The sequence below is a fragment of the Staphylococcus succinus genome (genome assembly GCF_029024945.1).
Classification (GTDB): Bacteria; Bacillota; Bacilli; order Staphylococcales; family Staphylococcaceae; genus Staphylococcus; species Staphylococcus succinus.
The window spans coordinates 1,567,686-1,585,006 of the sequence record NZ_CP118976.1 but is presented as its reverse complement, the minus strand read 5'-3'; the positions used below and the strand labels follow the sequence as shown (position 1 = coordinate 1,585,006).

The 17,321-nt window shown below is 32.5% G+C and carries 15 protein-coding genes; 12 read left to right on the top strand and 3 right to left on the bottom strand.

Annotated elements, in window-relative coordinates:
- Positions 1-36: 36 nt before the first annotated feature.
- Positions 37-975 (top strand): CAP domain-containing protein, encoded by a 939-nt coding sequence (locus PYW31_RS07750; protein WP_394298759.1) that lies wholly within the window; start codon positions 37-39, stop codon positions 973-975.
- Positions 976-1,175: 200 nt separating this feature from the next.
- Here PYW31_RS07750 and lexA read toward each other — a convergent pair whose 3' ends face one another.
- A complete protein-coding gene (gene lexA / locus PYW31_RS07745; RefSeq protein WP_046836331.1) occupies positions 1,176-1,799 on the bottom strand; it encodes a transcriptional repressor LexA in 624 nt (207 codons plus the stop codon).
- Positions 1,800-1,941: 142 nt separating this feature from the next.
- On the opposite strand from lexA, the gene sosA reads away from it, so the two are divergent.
- From sosA to sbcC, 8 genes are all read left to right on the top strand, one after another.
- Complete coding sequence (sosA, locus tag PYW31_RS07740) at positions 1,942-2,178, top strand: DNA damage-induced cell division inhibitor SosA (protein ID WP_046836332.1); 237 nt, start codon at positions 1,942-1,944, stop codon at positions 2,176-2,178.
- Positions 2,179-2,307: 129 nt separating this feature from the next.
- Positions 2,308-2,556, top strand: coding sequence for a DUF896 domain-containing protein (locus tag PYW31_RS07735; RefSeq protein WP_046836333.1), 249 nt, complete (start codon positions 2,308-2,310; stop codon positions 2,554-2,556).
- A 76-nt stretch (positions 2,557-2,632) separates the two neighbouring features.
- Positions 2,633-4,621 carry a transketolase gene (tkt, locus tag PYW31_RS07730; protein WP_046836334.1) on the top strand — a complete coding sequence of 663 codons (1,989 nt, stop codon included), beginning with the start codon at positions 2,633-2,635 and terminating at the stop codon, positions 4,619-4,621.
- 204 nt (positions 4,622-4,825) lie between these two features.
- Positions 4,826-5,065: a YneF family protein gene (locus tag PYW31_RS07725; protein ID WP_046836335.1), complete on the top strand. Its 240-nt coding sequence runs from the start codon at positions 4,826-4,828 to the stop codon at positions 5,063-5,065.
- Between the two features lie 370 nt (positions 5,066-5,435).
- Positions 5,436-5,624: a hypothetical protein gene (locus tag PYW31_RS07720; RefSeq protein ID WP_046836336.1), complete on the top strand. Its 189-nt coding sequence runs from the start codon at positions 5,436-5,438 to the stop codon at positions 5,622-5,624.
- A gap of 312 nt (positions 5,625-5,936) precedes the next feature.
- Positions 5,937-6,404, top strand: a complete 468-nt coding sequence (locus PYW31_RS07715; protein ID WP_046836337.1) for a CcdC family protein — start codon at positions 5,937-5,939, stop codon at positions 6,402-6,404.
- Between the two features lie 108 nt (positions 6,405-6,512).
- Positions 6,513-7,643: an exonuclease subunit SbcD gene (gene sbcD, locus PYW31_RS07710; RefSeq protein WP_046836338.1), complete on the top strand. Its 1,131-nt coding sequence runs from the start codon at positions 6,513-6,515 to the stop codon at positions 7,641-7,643.
- Entirely contained in the window at positions 7,644-10,673 is a 3,030-nt protein-coding gene (gene sbcC / locus PYW31_RS07705) for an exonuclease subunit SbcC (RefSeq protein ID WP_046836339.1), read from the top strand.
- A 276-nt stretch (positions 10,674-10,949) separates the two neighbouring features.
- Here sbcC and mscL read toward each other — a convergent pair whose 3' ends face one another.
- Positions 10,950-11,303, bottom strand: a complete 354-nt coding sequence (gene mscL, locus PYW31_RS07700) for a large conductance mechanosensitive channel protein MscL (RefSeq protein WP_046836340.1) — start codon at positions 11,301-11,303, stop codon at positions 10,950-10,952.
- A 202-nt stretch (positions 11,304-11,505) separates the two neighbouring features.
- Here mscL and PYW31_RS07695 point away from each other — a divergent pair, with 202 nt between their 5' ends.
- From PYW31_RS07695 to menI, 3 genes are all read left to right on the top strand, one after another.
- Positions 11,506-13,161, top strand: coding sequence for a glycine betaine uptake BCCT transporter (locus tag PYW31_RS07695; RefSeq protein ID WP_046836341.1), 1,656 nt, complete (start codon positions 11,506-11,508; stop codon positions 13,159-13,161).
- 330 nt (positions 13,162-13,491) lie between these two features.
- A complete protein-coding gene (acnA, locus tag PYW31_RS07690; RefSeq protein ID WP_046836342.1) occupies positions 13,492-16,194 on the top strand; it encodes an aconitate hydratase AcnA in 2,703 nt (900 codons plus the stop codon).
- A gap of 101 nt (positions 16,195-16,295) precedes the next feature.
- Entirely contained in the window at positions 16,296-16,754 is a 459-nt protein-coding gene (gene menI / locus PYW31_RS07685) for a 1,4-dihydroxy-2-naphthoyl-CoA hydrolase MenI (protein ID WP_046836343.1), read from the top strand.
- A gap of 238 nt (positions 16,755-16,992) precedes the next feature.
- On the opposite strand, the gene PYW31_RS07680 is transcribed toward menI, so the two are convergent.
- The gene (locus PYW31_RS07680; protein WP_046836344.1) at positions 16,993-17,289 is read right to left on the bottom strand and encodes a HesB/YadR/YfhF family protein; all 297 of its coding nucleotides are present in this window, start codon (positions 17,287-17,289) and stop codon (positions 16,993-16,995) included.
- Positions 17,290-17,321 lie beyond the last annotated feature (32 nt).

Sequence of the window (17,321 nt, the reverse complement as noted above, 5' to 3'; positions counted from 1 at the left end):
ATCGTGTTGGTAGTTCCTGTAAAAGAGACAGCCCCAATGGAAGCATTACAACAACAAGTAAAAACTAAAGTGAATAGTTGGACTTCGGACAATTCTACCTCGGACAAGTCACTTAAAGTTCCTAGCAAACAAGAGTTTGCAATCAATAATATTCAAATGAATATGACCAAACAAACTGTGGAGCAGAAGTTAGGCTATGCCCAACGTGTTACATCTAATGAATATGGTACAAATTGGCATACTTATTATTCAGGCGATTATAAAGCATTTGTAATGGTCAGTTATATTGATAATAAAGTGCATGCATTGTATAGCAACCAAAATGTCATTTCATCTCAATCTAAAATTAAATATGGTACACCTAAAGAAACAGTCAGAGATAGGCTAGGTAAACCTATTACTGAAAAGCAAAAAGGACATGTTAGATTCGATGTAAAAGATGATGAATATGATAATTTTCATGATGATCAAATTTATACAACAGCTTTTTATGATAAGCACGAGAACAATAACTTAACTGCTCTTTTACAAGTTAGCGATAATATGGAGAGCCGTTTACAACAACAATATGGTGCGCCTTCAGAAGGATTAGCTCAAAGCTTTGAATTGCAAAACTTTGATTTGGTTAATGCTGAAAGGGTGCAACATGACTTAGCAACATTAAATTATTCATCTAGTATTTCTGATACTGCTAGAGCGCATAGTGAAGATATGGCAGAAAATAATTATTTTGATCATAATAATTTATCCGGTGATTCGCCGTTCGATAGATTAGAAGCGGATGGTCATGATTTTAATGCGGCCGGAGAAAATTTAGCTTACGGTCAAACAAGTAGTATATATGCACACCAAGGTTTAATGAATTCATTAGGTCATAGAAAAAATATACTCAAACAATCTTTTAAAACACTTGGCGTAGGTGTTGAGTTTAATGAAGAAAGACAACCATATTGGACTGAAAATTACACAGGATAATGTTTGATTTTGTTGTATAAGGGTATCTTTAATTTGTGAGGATGAATAAGTTATGACAACAAATAAAAAAGATAAAACAGAAGATATACTTGAAAAAGTAAAAGAAGTTTTAGAGAAAAAAGACGAAAAATAAGAGGTTGAGCGCATGCGCTCAGCCTCTTATTTTTGTGAGAGTACTATTAGAACTGTATGATATGACTTTACATTTCTCGGAATAAACCTACGACTTTACCTAGTACAGTAACATGATCTAAATAAATAGGGTCCATAGTGCTATTTTCAGGTTGTAAACGATAATGTGCTTTTTCTTTATAGAATCGTTTTACTGTAGCTTCATTATCTTCAGTCATAGCTACAATAATATCACCATTTTCAGCGATTGTCTGACTTCTGACTATGACCTTATCTCCATCTAATATACCTGCTTCGATCATACTATCACCAACAACATTAAGAATGAAAATGTCGCTGTTATGTGTTGAAGTAAAGTGTTCGGGTAAAGGGAAATATTCTTCGACATTTTCTACAGCTGTAATTGGAACGCCTGCTGTAACCTTACCGATTACAGGAACGTGGATGGTTTCTTCCATATTAACTGCTTCACCTACTTGTTCGGTCACAATTTCAATAGCACGTGGTTTAGTAGGGTCTCTTCTTATATAACCTTTTTCTTCTAATCTTGATAAATGGCCATGTACAGTTGAGCTTGACGCCAAACCGACAGCCTCACCAATTTCACGGACACTTGGTGGGTAGCCTTTTAATTGAACCGTTTGCTTTATATATTCAAAAATTTCATTTTGTCGCTTAGTTAATTCTCTCATAATAGGCACTCCCTAGATTGATTTATACTTATTATAGCACGCACATATACATTTTACAAACGTTTGTTCGTTTTGGTATTGACTTAGAACAGGTGTTCTGTTAAGTTAGTTATACAAACAAATGTTCTAGGAGTGTTATTAAATGATGAAATTATATAAATCAGAAGTAAAACCATATATAGCAGTGCTTGTTGTTACCATGGTATTATGTGCTTTATTTATTATAAGTGCTGATAACAATGCTGAATCAGAACAGACGTACGAGATGACGGATCATCAAATTACACAAGATACAGCCAAACACGAACGAAACCAACCAACTTCAGAAGGAAAAAGCGAACACATAGAACAAGCATTAATTGCAGCAGCGCATCAATAAAGTAGTCAAAGTTATAATAAAGATAAGGTGCTTTTGAATTAGCAAATGGGAGGAAAGTGAGCGAAACTATTTAGTTTCGTTCACTTTTTTGTTATATTTTTCTATATTGATGAAATACGGAGGTTTCTTATGGCAAAGATGGATGGCGTTAATATAGAACGTATTAATGAACTCGCTAAAAAGAAAAAGGAAGTTGGCTTAACTGAGAATGAAGCTAAAGAACAATCCAAATTACGCAAAGCATATTTAGATTCGTTTAGAAAGAAATTTAAACAGCAAATTGAAAGTACAAGAGTGATTGATCCAGAAGGTAATGATGTAACACCAGATAAAGTAAAAAAAATATTAGATTCTAAAGATGAGGAAGAAAAAAATTAACTCATTTTTTTGTTAAATAGATGAAAAATCATGTATAATGATTATGAAACTAGCTAGAAGAAAGGAAGTCATTTAGATGAATAAAGAAAAAGATCAATTAGCGGTAGATACGATAAGAGCTTTAAGTATTGACGCTGTTGAACAAGCAAACTCAGGTCACCCTGGTCTACCTATGGGTGCAGCTCCTATGGCATACACTTTATGGACTCGTCATTTAAATTTTAACCCCCAATCAAAAGATTTCTTTGATAGAGATCGTTTTGTATTATCTGCGGGTCATGGATCAGCGTTATTGTATAGCCTTTTACATGTTTCAGGTAGTTTAGAATTAGAAGAACTTAAACAATTTAGACAATGGGATTCAAAAACGCCTGGACATCCTGAGTTTAAACACACTGATGGTGTTGAAGTAACTACTGGTCCTCTTGGACAAGGGTTTGCTATGTCAGTTGGTATGGCAATGGCTGAAAAACATCTAGCAGGTAAATTTAATAAAGATGATGCACAAGTAGTGGATCATTACACATATGTACTTGCATCAGATGGTGATTTAATGGAAGGTATTTCTCACGAAGCAGCATCTTTAGCAGGTCATAGCCAATTAGATAAACTTATCGTTTTATATGATTCAAATGATATTTCTTTAGATGGTGATTTAAACAAAGCATTTTCTGAAGATATTAAAGGTCGTTTCGAAGCTTATGGTTGGAAACATATTTTTGTCAAAGAAGGCAATGATATCGATGCAATCGATAAAGCAATTGAAGAAGCTAAGACACAAGATGTGCCAACAATTATCGAAATTAAAACGATTATTGGTTACGGTGCGCCTAACAAGCAAGATTCAAGCGGTGCACATGGTGCGCCATTAGGTGAAGACGAAAGAAAACTAACTTTCGAAAACTATGGTTTAGACCCTGAAAAACGTTTCAATGTGCCGGAAGAAGTTTATGAAATTTTCCAACAAAGCATGCTAAAACGTGCGAATGAAAAAGAAGAATCATGGAATAAACTTGTTGAAGAATACAGCAATAAATACCCAGAATTAGCTGAAGAGTTTAAATTAGCTATTAGTGGTAAATTACCAGAGAACTACAAAGATGTACTTCCAGAATATGAAGCTGGACATAGTGGTGCAACACGTGCAGATTCTGGAGAAGTTATTCAATCATTAAGTAAATCTGTGCCTTCATTCTTCGGTGGTTCAGCAGACTTAGCTGGTTCAAATAAATCAAATGTTAAAGATGCAACTGACTTTGATAAAGATACACCAGAAGGTAAAAATATTTGGTTTGGTGTTCGTGAATTTGCTATGGGTGCTGCAGTAAATGGTATGGCTGCTCACGGTGGTTTACACCCATACGGTGCAACATTCTTCGTATTCAGTGACTACTTAAAACCAGCATTACGTTTATCAGCAATTATGGGCTTAAATTCAACGTTTATCTTTACTCATGATTCAATTGCTGTTGGTGAAGACGGTCCAACACATGAGCCAGTAGAACAATTAGCTGGTTTACGTGCGATTCCAAATATGAATGTGATTCGTCCAGCAGATGGGAACGAAACACGTGTAGCTTGGGAAGTGGCATTAGAATCTGAAAATACACCAACTTCATTAGTACTAACGCGTCAAAATCTTACAACTATGGATCTTCCAAAAGAAACAGTTGAAGAAGGCGTACGTAAAGGTGCTTATGTAGTGTTCGAATCAGAACAAGCCCCTGAATTCTTATTATTAGCAACTGGTTCAGAAGTTAATTTAGCTGTTGAAGCTGCTAAAGATTTAGAAGCTCAAGGTAAAGGTGTACGTGTTGTTTCAATGCCTAACTGGAATGCATTTGATCAACAATCTGCTGAGTATAAAGAATCAGTAATGCCATCATCAATTACCAAACGAGTTGCTATTGAAATGGCATCATCACTAGGTTGGCATAAATACGTTGGTACTGAAGGTAAAGTCATCGCTATCGATGGATTCGGTGCTAGTGCTCCTGGCGATTTAGTAGTTGAAAAATATGGTTTCACTAAAGAAAATGTATTGAATCAAATTCAAACATTCTAATAAATGTCTAATAACATTTAATTATTGGTATGGGAGCGCTTGTTCTCATACCAATTTTTAATATCAAAGAAATATGTGACTATATTTACAAATTGAAATTGAAATTGATATAATACATAAGGTTAGAAGATATTCATTGAGTTACTCTTGAAATAGAGTACTAATTTTAGTAAAATTCATTAGGATAGGAAAGTGGGTGAAACAATGGCAACTTGGTTAGCAATAGTATTAATCGTGTTAGCACTTATTATTGGATTAGTCGGTGGATTTTTCCTAGCAAGAAAATATATGATGGATTACCTTAAAAAGAACCCACCAATTAATGAAGAGATGCTACGTATGATGATGATGCAAATGGGTCAAAAACCATCTCAAAAGAAAATAAATCAAATGATGACGATGATGAATAAAAATCAAGAGGAACAACTCAAAAAGTCTAAATAGACCGTCAATAAAGGGCTGGCAGCTACTTAAAAAAGTAACTGTCAGCCCTTATTTTTGTCTGTGGTAAGGTGAAAGGATGTCAATTTAAACTTATGTTATAAGTGCGGTCTAATAAAAAACGGAAGATAGTATTGATTGAAGGAGGGCGATGCAAAATAGTGATATTATTTCGTAGATATAGATGAGTTAAAATACTTTTTAACGAAGTAATTTATCCCTTTATTGTATGTTTAAATTCAAAAAAATTTTTCTTTAATAGTTATTGTTGTGGCGCGTTTCGTGGCATTTTATGTTTTTTAAATATTCAGAAAATTATTGAAAATATTTTCACGTTTGATATAATATGCTTATACAAGGGAGGTATTACAAAGTGAGAGATGCTTTTGATATGGAAGACAAAGAGGTTTTAGATCGACTTGCAAATATACACATTAACTTTCCAACTGAAGAATCATTTAAAAAATATCATAACGCAATGCAACTACATGATATGAATTATCTTAGAATGGTATTAAATAATGCATTTTCTGCTTGCGACAATACGTCACAAGCTATGTAAATAAAAACGTTAAAATAAGTCTCTTTGAGGCTTATTTTTTTGCTGTAAAATTTATATTGCTCATCACATATTAGATGGCTGAAATGTGTATAGTGATTGATACACTTCATGATATTATATAGTTGTGTTTAAAATGGCAAAAACTATGTATTTTATTATCTTCAAAATGTAAAAAATGCTAATATATACTATGTGATGTTTTTAATAATAGCTAAGTAATCAATGGCGTGTCAATTTCATGACTTAGCTTTGTAGAGTGATGAACAATCCTAAATAAATATCATCTTGTAGAAACTTAAAGAAGGTGTCAGCATGTTATATTTGATCTTTTCTATAGTTTTCGCTTTTTTAATGGGAATTGCTGTTATTATCGTGCGCATGAAAGCACAACAATTTCCTGTTAATGAAAAGAAAATTATTTTGCCACCGTTTTTTATGGCAACTGGAGCTTTAATGTATGTCGTTCCATATTTTAGATTAACGGGATTTGAAATTTTAGAATGTATTATTTTAGGAGTATTATTTTCGACAATTTTAATATGGACATCTAGATTTGAAACTAAAGGTAATGAAGTATATATGAAACGATCTAAAGCTTTTCCTATAATACTTATCTCATTACTTTTAATTCGTACAATAATTAAAATATTTATTAGTAATAAAATAGACCCAGGAGAAATTGCGGGAATGTTTTTCTTGCTTGCTTTTTGTATGATTATTCCTTGGCGTTTGGCGATGTTATATAAATATAAAAAAGTAAAGCGTAGTTTAATACAATAGTTTTGAGCCGTTTATCCTAGGTGATAAGCGGCATTTTTATTATAATAGAAATGATTAAGGGAATATAATAGTATATATATGAACTAACGTTCTATGAGAGGTGCAAATATGAAAGTAATACATACAGCAGATTGGCATTTAGGAAAAATATTGAATGGCAAAACATTACTAGATGACCAAATATATATTTTAAAGTGCTTTATAGAAGAAATGAAAAATGAACAACCTGATGTAATTGTAGTTGCAGGAGATTTATATGATACAAGTTATCCAAGTAAAAGTGCAATACAATTGTTAGAAAGTACAATAAATACTTTGAATTTAGAAATGGGCATACCACTCATTATGATTAGTGGTAATCACGATAGTAAAGAACGATTAAACTATGGTTCTAAATGGTTTGAAAAATCTGGGATGCACATTCGTACAAAACTTGTAGATATTGATAAGCCAATATCATTTGGAGAAATAGATTTTTATACATTGCCCTTTGCAACAATCAATGAAATGCAGCATTTCTTTGATGATGATTCTTTAGAAACACATCAACAATGTATAAATAAAGCTTTATCACATATAAGTAAAGCGATTGATAAAGACAAAGTTAATGTATTGGTTGGGCACTTAACGGTTCAAGGCGGGCTTAGATCTGATTCAGAACGAGCGTTGACAATTGGTACGGTGGAATCTGTAGAGGCAAGTTCATTTCAACAATTTGATAGGGTAATGCTTGGACATTTACATCATCCATTTAGTATAGATTCAGATTTCATAAATTACAGTGGTTCATTATTGCAATATTCTTTCTCAGAAAGTAATCAACCTAAAGGTTATAGGATAATGGAAATTAAAGATAACAAGATTAAAGATAAATTTATACCTATACAACCACTTAGACAGTTAGAAGTTATTGAAGGCGATTATGAAGAGGCGATTCAAGAAAAATTAGATATTAAAAATAAAGAAAACTATTTACATTTCAAACTAAAGCATATGTCACATGTGAGCGATCCAATGGTACATTTAAAGCAAATTTATCCTAATACACTCGCTTTAACAAATCAGACGTTTGATTTTAATACACCTATTCATCGTAGCAATTATGAGATACAAAAATTAGACGATGAAACGATTATTAAGAACTTTTATCAAAGTATTACAGATGAATCTTTAACTTCTACACAAAGTCAAAAGGTAGATCGCGTGTTAAATGATTTGTTAGAAGGAGGTATGCAATAAATGCGACCATTAACTTTAAAATTAAATAATTTTGGACCTTTTTTAAATGAAACTATTGATTTTGATCATGTAAAGGATGACCAATTATTTTTGATTAGTGGAAAAACAGGTTCAGGTAAAACGATGATTTTTGATGCAATTGTCTATGCCTTATTTGGCGAAGCTTCTACTAAAGATCGCAAAGAAAGTGATTTGAGAAGTCATTTTGCTGATAGTAAATCCCCTATGGTTGTAGAATTTGAATTTAAGTTAAGAGATGATGTTTATAAAATTGTCCGTCAAGGCGCGTTCATTAAAGAAGGTAATAAAAATAAAACATTGGGTCAATTAACGGTATATCAATTTGATAATGATGACTATGATTTAAAAGAGAGTAAAATAAATACGGGGAATCAATTTATTAAAAGTCAATTAGGTGTCAATGCAGAACAATTTAGACAATTATTTATACTACCGCAGGGTGAGTTCAAACGGTTTTTATTATCAAAAAGTTCTGAGAAACAAGAAATTTTAAGAACGTTATTTAATAGTCAACGTTTCGAAGATATTCAACGAAATTTAATGGATGATGTTAAAGAAGTGAGAGAAAAAATAGAAAAAAGATTTAGTATCTTAGAAAATAATTGGCAAGATATCGATGCATTTAATGATGAAGTATTAACTGAGTTTAAATTAATCAATGCTAGACAAACGAATCGTGTTGTTGAGGTATTGCCTAAATTTATTGAAAAAGCCAAAGATATACAGGAACAACTCAAACAAAGAAAGCACCAACAACAAGAAGAGGTCAAAAAATCTGAGAAAATATTAGATGATAATATAAATTTAGAACATGCGTTGTCTAAATTAAAAGAGCAGCAAGCAAAATATGATGCTTTAGTGTTAAAAGAAAATGATATACAAAGTAAAGTAAAATTACTAAATGAGATTTATGAGGTAAGACCTTTAGCCAATTTATTAGATACTCAAGAAACGTTAAAAAATAAAAAAACTAAAATCACTCAAGATATAAGTAATAAGGATCAATTGATAAGGGGGTTAGTATCGAAAATACAAAAAGATGAAGATATGCTAATGATGCATAAAAAGTCATCTCAAACATTAGAAAAAACAAGAGAATTTATAGAACGCTGTAAGCTATTTTACGATAAAGCTAATAAATATAAAAAAGCATATCAAGAATATGATGCTTTAAAAATTTCGTACAATGAGCTAAATGAAAATTTTGCCTTACAACAACAGCAATTTGATACGATGAATGCACAACTGAATTATAGAAATCCAGATTATGAAATAATAGAAATATTAAACAGTGAGATTTTTGAATTGAAGAATAAAGTGAAAGATTTAAAACGTAATGAATTAAAACAAATAGAGTATCAATCATTACAAAATAGAAAAAAACAAAAAGTAGAAGATTTAAAAGCTGTCGAGCAACATCTGAAAAATTTAGAAAATGAATATCGAAGTATTGATAAAACAAATATAGATTTGAATAATAAAAAAGATATTATTACAAAAATACAATCTGCATTACAATCAGGTGATACTTGTCCAGTTTGTGGCAATGAGATACATAAAATTGAACAGCATTTAGATTTTGATGAACTCACTGAAAGATCACAAAATTTATCGGAAATAGAAAGATGCATTAATGAAGCTTCAGGCAATAAAATTAAATGTGAAAGTGAGTTGAAATATGTAAACGAACAATTAGCAGAATTTTCACAGGATGATTTAACTGATACAAATTATGAAGCATATGAAGTACTTATAGAGACAAAAAAACAACAAAAGAAAAAAGCAACTACTGAAAATGAAGAAATTAGCCAATTAAAGGAACGGCTCCAACAGAATGAACAAAAATTACATGCGCTAGAATTAGAAAGTAAAACTATCCTCCAGAATTTGAAAGCGCATGAAGTAATGATCAACGATTTTGAAAATACAACAAAACATAAAAATGTGGATGCATTTATAAAAGCGTACGAGCTTGATGTAGTAAAGATACAACAGTTTGATGATGAGTTAGAAAAGTTAGGACAAGGCATACAACAAGCTCAAAATGAGCTATCTATTGAAGAAAATAGTAAAAAATACTTAGAAGCAAGTTGTACAGAAATTGAGGAAGAATTAGAAAATATGGAAGTCAAGATTGACACAGAAATGGGAAGAATAGGTTTTGCGCATTTGGATCAAGTAAAAGAAACCATAGCTAAGATAAACGAAAAAAATAAATTAGAAGATGATATTGAAACGTATAATAAAGAGAAGCAATCATTTGAATTATTGATAGCACAACTAACAGCAGAAACAAATGATCGTGAACTTAAAGATAGTGAAAAATTAAAAGAAGATTACGAGCGACAACAACAATGTTTAGAAACAATTACAACTGAATTAAGCCAACATGAGTTTAAAATTGAATTTAATCAGAAAAAAATTAATGAAATTAAAACAACAATCGAACAATTAGAATTCGAATTAAAAGAACAACAAGAAGTTTTTCAGCTTGCAGAGATACTTTCAGGTAAAAATGAGCGAAAACTGACATTAGAGAATTATGTTTTAATTTATTATTTAGAAAGAATATTAGCTCAGGCTAATCAACGTTTAGCATTAATGACAGGTGAACGCTACCAATTAACAAGAAGAGAGCAAATTTCACAAGGTTATAGTGGCCTTGAAATTGACGTATTTGATTCTCATTCTAATCAGGCTAGACATATTACATCGTTATCCGGTGGGGAAACGTTCCAAGCTTCATTGGCATTAGCGTTAGGTCTTAGTGAGATTGTGCAGCAAGAAGCGGGGGGTATCGCTTTAGACTCTATGTTTGTAGATGAAGGATTTGGCACTTTAGATCAGGAAACACTAGAAACTGCCTTAGATACATTGTTAAGTTTGAAATCTTCAGGTAGAATGGTAGGCATCATTTCTCATGTGAGTGAACTTAAACAACGGATACCGCTAATTCTAGAAGTTGAAACCGAACAATATCAAAGTACTACACAATTCAAAAAACAGTAATTCATTAGAGTAGATATATGCTTAGTGGCAAGCTAAAACCTTTGGAGTGTAAGCAAGTTTGGCATACATTTTCTATCGGAATTACTGTAATAGGTCCCAAAAATCTAAAAGACTACTATCATTATTCAAAATTTATATTTATTAAATAAAGACCAAGCAAACACAGTTTAAGTGTTTGCTTGGTCTTTATAAATAGCATAAAAAGTAATTAAAATGTTGATTTATTTTTAAATAAAAAAAGACAAGCATTAAATGCTGGCCTTTAGGGAAATAAAATTAATTTTTTTCACGTAATAAATCACGGATTTCTGTAAGTAATACAGTGTTTTCTTCAATTTCTTCTTCTTCTTCTTTTTTCATTAATGTGTTGGCAATTTTTACAAAGATGAATAGTGCAAACGCAATAATGATGAAATCAATGATTGATTGAACGAACATACCATATTTAATGCCCATGAATGACCAACTTTTTGCAAAATCAACTGTACCAAAAATTAATCCTATTAATGGCATAATGATGAATGTAACTAAAGCTGTTACAATTTTGTTGAAAGCAGCTCCCATAACAACGGCTACTGCTAAGTCTAATACATTGCCTTTTAATGCAAATTCTTTAAATTCCTTTAACATAATACTTAACCTCACTTTTTTTAAAAATATAAATTTTATTATACAATAATTTTTATGTTTAGAGTATACTTTTTTTATCTAAATTTGATATTAACAAAAGGGTTTGTTATTGTTATATATGGTGAAACAAAAGTAGTTATATATAAAATTTATAATTTTCTACTTAAGATTTTAAAAATATAATAAGATGAGAAAGGGAGTAATGAGTGTGAATTCTTCTAACAAACATTCGGATGGTAAGAAGATATCTCCAGTTTTTATTTATAGCGCGATTATCGTAGCGATTGTAGTTTTAATTGGTGCTGTTTTACCAGAGCAATTTGATACAATTACAAATGGAATTAAGCTATGGATTACGGACAAACTAGGTTGGTATTATTTGATTCTTACTACGTTTATTGTTTTCTTCTGTATTTTCCTAATCTTTAGCCCTATTGGAAAATTAAAACTAGGGAAACCAAATGATAAACCTGAATTTAATACAGTTTCATGGTTTGCAATGTTATTTAGTGCTGGTATGGGGATTGGATTAGTATTCTACGGTGCTGCGGAACCTATGGCAGATTTTGCTGCACCCCCAACTGCAGATCCTAAAACGACTGCAGCTTATACTGAAGCATTACGTTCTACTTTCTTCCATTGGGGATTCCATGCATGGGCTATTTATGGTGTGGTTGCATTGGCGCTTGCGTATTCTCAATTTAGAAAAGGGGAACCAGGACTTATTTCAAGAACATTACGTCCTATTTTAGGAAATAAAGTAGAAGGCCCAATCGGGACAATCATTGATGTTCTAGCTGTTTTTGCAACAGTAGTTGGTGTTGCCGTATCACTTGGTATGGGTGCATTACAAATCAATGGTGGGTTAAACTATTTATTCGGCGTTCCCAACAACGTCTGGGTACAAGCGATAATTATTATAGTTGTAACTATATTATTTATCATGAGTGCTTGGTCCGGTTTAAGTAAAGGTATTCAATATTTAAGTAATTTAAATATTACTTTGGGTGCAATATTAATGATTGCTGTATTAATCATTGGACCAACGATTTTGATTTTAAACATGATGACAAGTTCAACAGGTAGTTTATTAAATTCATTCTTGCTGAATTCATTTGATACAGCTGCCCAAAACCCTCAAAAACGAGAATGGATGTCTAGTTGGACACTTTATTATTGGGGTTGGTGGTTAAGTTGGAGCCCATTCGTAGGTATCTTTATTGCACGTGTTTCAAAAGGACGTTCAATTCGCGAATTTATCGCTGGCGTGCTGCTAGTCCCAGCTATTGTAAGTTTCGTATGGTTCAGTGTGTTTGGCGTATTGGGTATTGAAACTGGTAAGAAAAACCCTGAACTCTTTAATATGACTGCAGAAACGCAATTGTTCGGTGTCTTCCATGAAATACCAATGGGAATGGTTTTATCTATTATTGCATTGGTATTAATTGCATCATTCTTTATTACGTCAGCAGATTCTGCAACATTCGTATTAGGGATGCAAACATCTTATGGATCATTAGAACCTTCAAATTTTGTAAAAGTGACATGGGGTATTGCCCAATCACTGATTGCTTTTGTATTACTATTTGCAGGTGGAGGTGACGGTGCTAAAGCGCTTAATGCAATACAAAGTGCTGCCATTATCAGTGCATTGCCGTTCTCCTTCGTTGTTATAATGATGATGGTGTCATTCTATAAAGACGCGAACAAAGAACGTAAATTCTTAGGATTAACATTGACACCAAATAAACATAGATTGCAAGATTACTTACAGCATCAACAAGAAGATTATGAAGATGATATTATCGAAAGACGCGCATCGCTTAGAGAAGCTGAAAAGAATGAAACCTTAAAATAAATTATATAAAGCAATTTTTAAAAGCGTGCCCATTATGGGCGCGTTTTTTTATATGAAATAAAATCATGAATTGTGCGCAATCATGAAATAGATGAATGAAATGACATAAAAGTAATTGGAAAAATCTGAAAATGTTGATAATGATTCTCAATTGATAATAATAACTTATTACACATTGCTTTAACGATAAGTATAACTTATACATACCGATTGAAAATTCAAATCTTAATTATCAAGGTTTCTGGCTTTATGTAGTTGTTTTAAGTCACATATAATTATACAATTTAGATAACGGCATAAATTTAACAAAAACTTTCAGGGGGGATTTATATGGCTTCAAATATTAAGCAACAAGCGAAAAAATCGTTTGATCTTAACGGGAAATCATATACGTTTTATGATTTAAAAACTTTAGAAGAACAAGGATTTACTAAAGTATCGCAACTGCCATATTCAATTAGAGTATTATTAGAATCAGTTTTAAGACAGGAAGATGGTTTCGTAATTACAGATGATCATATCAAAGCATTATCTGATTTTACTAAAGGGGCAGAAGGGGAAGTACCATTCAAACCTTCACGTGTCATCTTGCAAGACTTTACAGGAGTTCCTGCTGTAGTGGACTTAGCATCATTACGTAAAGCTATGAATGATGTTGGTGGAGACTTAAACAAAATCAATCCAGAAGTGCCAGTGGATTTAGTTATTGACCACTCAGTACAAGTTGATAGTTACGCTAATCCAGAAGCTTTAGAACGTAATATGAAATTAGAATTCGAAAGAAATTATGAGCGTTATCAATTTTTAAATTGGGCTACTAAAGCATTTAATAACTATAGTGCAGTACCACCAGCAACTGGTATTGTTCATCAAGTTAACTTAGAGTACTTAGCAAACGTAGTACATGCTCGTGAAATTGATGGAGAAACTGTAGCATTCCCTGACACTTTAGTAGGTACTGACTCACATACAACAATGATTAATGGTCTTGGTGTCTTAGGTTGGGGTGTTGGGGGCATCGAAGCTGAAGCAGGCATGCTTGGTCAACCTTCATACTTCCCAATTCCAGAAGTTATCGGCGTGAGATTGTCTAATGCATTGCCACAAGGATCAACTGCTACTGACCTAGCTTTACGTGTCACTCAAGAGTTGCGTAAAAAAGGTGTAGTTGGTAAATTCGTTGAATTCTTTGGTCCAGGTGTACAACACTTGCCATTAGCTGACCGCGCAACAATTGCGAACATGGCTCCAGAATATGGTGCAACTTGTGGTTTCTTCCCAGTTGATGAAGAAGCATTGAAATATATGCGTTTAACAGGTCGCCCAGATGAACAAATTGACCTTGTTAAAAAATATTTACAAGAAAATAGCATGTTTTTCACTGTAGATAACGATGAACCAGAATACACAGATGTAGTTGAATTAGACTTATCAACAGTTGAAGCTTCATTATCAGGTCCAAAACGTCCACAAGATTTAATTTTCTTAAGCGATATGAAAAAAGAATTTGAGAAATCAGTTACTGCACCAGCAGGAAATCAAGGACATGGATTTGATGAAAGTGAATTTGATAAAACTGCAACAATCGAATTTAAAGATGGTAAAACAACTACAATGAAAACAGGTGATTTAGCAATTGCTGCAATCACGTCATGTACGAATACATCTAACCCATATGTAATGTTAGGTGCGGGTCTCGTTGCTAAAAAAGCTATCGAAAAAGGACTAAAAGTTCCTGACTATGTTAAGACTTCATTAGCACCTGGTTCAAAAGTTGTTACAGGTTACTTAAGAGATTCTGGGTTAAATGAGTATCTAGATGATCTTGGCTTTAATCTTGTTGGTTATGGTTGTACAACTTGTATCGGTAACTCTGGACCATTATTAGAAGAAATTGAAAAAGCGATTGCTGAAGAAGATTTATTAGTAACTTCGGTATTATCTGGTAACCGTAACTTTGAAGGACGTATACATCCTTTAGTGAAGGCTAACTATTTAGCATCACCTCAATTAGTTGTGGCTTATGCATTAGCAGGTACAGTTGATATTGACTTACAAAATGAACCTTTAGGTAAAGGTAAAGATGGCGAAGATGTATACTTAAGAGATATTTGGCCATCAATAAAAGAAGTATCAGATACTGTTGATAGCGTTGTTACGCCTGAACTATTTAAAGAAGAATATGAAACAGTATATAATAATAATGAAATGTGGAACGAAATCGATGTAACTGATCAACCATTATATGACTTCGATCCAGAGTCAACATATATTCAGAATCCATCATTCTTCCAAGAATTATCTAAAGAGCCAGGTACAATTGAACCTTTAAATAACTTACGTGTTATGGGCAAATTTGGAGATTCAGTAACGACTGACCATATCTCTCCAGCGGGTGCGATTGGTAAAGATACACCAGCAGGCAGATATTTACAAGAACATAATGTTCCGATTCGCCAATTTAACTCATATGGTTCACGTCGTGGTAACCATCAAGTTATGGTTCGCGGTACGTTTGCAAATATTCGTATTAAAAACCAATTAGCTCCTGGAACTGAAGGTGGATTTACAACTTATTGGCCAACAGGCGAACAAATGTCAATCTTTGATGCAGCTATGAAATACAAAGAAGATGGAACAGGTTTAGTTGTATTGGCTGGTAACGATTACGGCATGGGTTCTTCTCGTGACTGGGCAGCTAAGGGTACGAATTTATTGGGTGTTAAAACGGTTATTGCGCAAAGCTATGAACGTATTCACCGTTCGAACTTAGTTATGATGGGTGTATTACCATTACAATTTAAAGATGGAGAATCTGCAGACAGCTTAGGTATCGATGGTACTGAAATTATTTCAGTAGAAGTTGATGAAGCAGTTAAACCTCATGATTTAGTGAAAGTACAAGCTAAGAAAGAAAATGGCAAAGTCATTGAATTTGAAGCAATCGCTCGTTTTGATTCAAATGTAGAATTAGACTATTATCGCCATGGTGGTATTTTACAACTTGTATTGAGAAATAAATTAGCTGAGTAATTTTATTCGTTGTCAAAGCAAGCTGTATTAGCAATATGCTAATACAGCTTGTTTATGTTAATATCTATTTAGTATGAATTATTGAAAAGAGGACGTTAAAGATGATTTATAGTATGACAGAAATTGAATCTCGCTATCAAGAAACAGACCAAATGGGTGTGATTTATCATGGTAATTATCCTACATGGTTCGAAGTTGCACGTACAGATTATATAAGTAAATTAGGATTTAGTTACAAGGAAATGGAAGATTCAGGTGTAATTTCTCCAGTGACGGATTTAGATATTAAATATATTCAATCTATAACGTATCCAGAAAAAGTAAAAGTAAAAACATGGGTTGAAAAATATTCTAGACTAAGATCACTTTATCGTTATGAAATTTATAATGAATCCGGAGAACTCGCGACAACTGGGTCTACAGTGTTAACTTGTATTAGAAAAGATACTTTCAAACCTATTCGCTTGGATAAATATTTTCCTGAATGGCATGAAGTGTATCAAAGTGTTGAGCGAAGAAATAAGGCGGGGGAAACTTTAGAAGTAACGAATGGACTTTAAGTTACTTTAAGTTAATATATGCTATAAATATAAAAGAGGTGCATTCAGTTAACTGAGCGCACCTCTTTTATATTAGTATGAGCATATCCTTATTATTGTTACGTTTGAAATTCAACGTAACAATAAAAAATAACTATAATATTATCTATTTAGTAATAACACTTATATTTTGAAACGGAAGTCTATAGTTTCAAAATATTTTTATATAAAGCACAGATTGAAATAACTCGTTATACCATTATTTTGCAGTATAGGAAATTTCGTCAAGCCCATCGTTTACATCAATGAATAAGTTGTTATCTTTGAAATACCATAAATCATGTTCAGCGATTACGACATCTAATCCTTCATAATTATTTTCATAACCGATTTCAAGATCATTCTTCTTATCAACGCTAAAGGCAGGACTGAAACCTTGTTTTAATTGAAATTCTCCACCATAACGTACGAAGAATTGTAAGACTTTGTCATCTTCAGGTAAATCAAGTTCTTCTTTAAACCAAGACACAGCATTATCTGAAAGTTCTATTTCCATAATAAAAGGCCCCTTTCGGCTCACAAGCGCTT